Origin of the sequence: Photorhabdus noenieputensis, assembly GCF_018448935.1 — a bacterium.
Classification (GTDB): domain Bacteria; phylum Pseudomonadota; class Gammaproteobacteria; order Enterobacterales; family Enterobacteriaceae; genus Photorhabdus; species Photorhabdus noenieputensis.
In genome coordinates, this window is the sequence record NZ_RCWC01000088.1 from 1 (window position 1) to 3,282 (window position 3,282).

At 40.8% G+C, this 3,282-nt stretch carries 1 protein-coding gene; it reads left to right on the forward strand.

Annotated features, from left to right (window positions below; all coding sequences use genetic code 11):
- Positions 1-3,282: filamentous hemagglutinin N-terminal domain-containing protein (locus tag EAE91_RS23130; protein WP_214090497.1), on the forward strand; the 3,282-nt coding region annotated here is incomplete at both ends.

A 3,282-nucleotide genomic window follows, 5' to 3' on the forward strand; every position in this document is an offset into this window, starting at 1 on the left:
AGGCACGAGTTATCTTTTAATTTACCTGACGGCAATTCAGCCGCTACACCCGGCGATTGCTGCGGGGATCACACCGGACAATAACCATACGCAGGTACAAAATCAGGGCAATGTCCCGGTTGTCAATATTGCCACGCCGAATAATGCGGGAATATCCCACAACACCTATAAAGAGTTCAATGTCGCCACTCAAGGTGCCGTTCTCAATAACGCCACGCAAGCGGCTAAATCACAACTGGCGGGGCAACTTAACGCTAACCCTAATCTGCATGGAAAAGCGGCGGAACTGATTATCAATGAAGTGACCGGCAGTGGACGATCTCATCTGCAAGGTCAATTGGAGATTCTCGGCAATAAAGCCAATGTGATGATAGCTAACCCCAACGGCATTACTTGTGATGGCTGTGGTTTTATTAATACTTCGAGCGCAACGCTGACCACGGGTAAACCCCAATTTGATAAACAAGGTGCACTTGAAGCCCTGAAAGTAACAAAAGGCCAAATTACCATTGGTGGCAAAGGGTTAGATGGCAAGGCGACGGATTATGTCGATATTATCAGCCGGGCAACGGAATTAAATGGAAAAATTCAGGCCAATAACCTGTCACTGACGCAGGGCGCTAACCGAATCAGCTTAAAAGATGGCACAGTTAAACCTATCGCTGGCGAAGGAACTAAACCACAATTAGCCATTGACACCAAAGCGTTAGGCGGCATGCATGCCAATAAAATCCGACTGGTTGCCACTGAAGATGGCGTTGGCGTGAATTTAAAAGAGTTAACCAGTAACCAGCGTGATATTACTTTAAACGCCAATGGCAAAATTGAACTGGGAAATATTAAGGCTAAAACGGACCTGAATATTATTGGCAAAGAAACCCATATTGCGCCAAATATTAACGTGCAAGCAGGACGAGATATTACGCTGGCAAATACCACACTGGATAATAAAGGCAATGTGACTGCTGGCCGGGACATGCGAATATTTGGCGATACTGTACGCAACAGCGGCAACAAAGCCTTGCTGCAAGCCAATAATAATATGTGGATACAGAAAGATCCTCAGGGGAATAAAGGTCAGTTAGTCGAGAATAGATCTGCGACGATAAAAACCGTGAAGGGGGATTTGGTTGTCAGGACCCAAAAACTTAATAATACACGCGATGTTTTTACTGTTAAAAATAATGAGTTAACGCCAGATTCAACAGATAAAAACCTGATTGTCAATGAAACGGAAACCTGTGATTTTGGAGACCCGGTTATTCATGAGGCTGAATTAATCACTCCACTTCCTGATAAATGGTTTGGACGTGTTGATTTTGGCAAAGATAATACTACAAATGGGGGAATTCATATAAATCACGCCAGAACTGAAACCATCATTTCTGACAATAAGCAGCCTGGAGTGATATCATCTGGAAAGAACATTTATATCAACAGTGATGAGCTATTGAATTTTGTTAGTAAGATGAGCGCCGGTAAAGATATTTTCTTGACAGGAATTAAATTCATTAATGAAAGCAAAATAACCGGCGTGCTAAATAATTATATTGTATATACTGATAAGGACACCAAAGGTAATGTATCTTCCCGTGGCGACGTATATATTAGGACATACTTTGACAGATCAGGAAACGTTAAAACATGGGAGGATGGAAAAAATATTATTGAACCAGCCAGTGTTGTTGCTGCCGGTAACCTTGTCGCTGATTTTAAAGATAATATTAATATTCGCACACCACTACCCTATGATATCAATGAAATGTCCCAAATCACTGTTGCTGGCGGTTATGATACGTTATCTGCTAAAAATATTGTCTTAAACTCAGGGAAAATCAACAGCAATAATATTATTAAAGCTAATAACGATATCACTATTTTAGCAACTGACGCTGTTACATTAAACACCGGGGAAGTTATTTCTGGTGGTGATGTATCTATGAGCGCCGCTAATAATATTGATGTATTGCAGAGTAAAATCAAGGGAAAAAACATTACTGTTATCAGCCGTAATGCTGATTTGAAATTACAAAGCAATGAGACTGCCGGATATTTCAATCATGATGGCAATCGAATAATCAGCAGCATTGAAGCAACAGGTGATTTATTGCTAAACGCAGGTAAGAATATTATTCTGCGGGATATATTTTTAACTAAAAGTAATAATATTACCTTGACGGCAAATAATGACATTACCATTGATAATAACAATGCAGTACTGTTATCACATAAACGAATTGGCAGTATTATCGCTTACATTAAAGAGCAGGAACTTTTTAATCACATGTTATCTAAAGTGGGTAAGCTGGATGCAAAAAGTTCTATTGTGATTAATGCCGGTGGAAATTTATCGGCTAAGAGTATTCGTTTCTCCGCAGAAAAAGATATCAGTTTAACTTCTGCAAAAAGTATTGATCTGGCTCCCCGTGAATTATCTCCCTCACTGAGTAAATTATTCCCTTCATCACGTTCAGGAGAATTAAGCAGCCGATTAACCGCAGGAAATAATATCAGTGTCATCAGCGGTACAGATATTAATGGAAAGGCGGTTCAGATACAGGCAAACGGTAACGCATTATTATCTTCTGGAAGGAATATCACACTCCTGCCCCTGCTTTACTCTGCTATTACTTACAATGACGATGACAGACCTGAGCATTATGATGAACATAAAGATGACAGAAATTATGGCGCACAAATCCGTGGTACTAAAAAGCTGACAATGGCTGCCAATGGAGCCATTACCACTGTGGGTTCAAAGCTACTTTCTGATGGTGACATAACGATTACTTCTGGTGGTGATATACGTTTTGAGTCGGCTCGGAATCACTTCTACAAAGAGCGCGCTGATTATTTCAAAGATAACAGCATCACAGAAACTTATACTCAACAAAGTACTGAATTAAACAGTGGTGGTGTGTTAACCGTCCTTTCAAACGGCAGTATTCTTTTTCAAGCCACTAAACTGGCAGCCAAAGGGGCAATGGATATCGCGGCGAAAGGTGGCTATCTGTACGCTCAGGCAATGGAAGAATCCAGCCATTATGAAAACACAGAGACAAGTCGTAATTGGTATGGCAAAAAGAAAACTATTAAACGCACCCGCTATAATGTCACCAACAAAGTCACTGAATTTACCGCTGGCGGTGATATCAATCTGTTAAGCCGGGATGACAGCACCTATGAAGCCAGTAAAATCGCCACCAATAAAAATGCCAAACTGACCAGCACTCACGGTAAAGTTAATTTTAAAGCGGTCAAAAACAGCACCTTTGAGCAGAC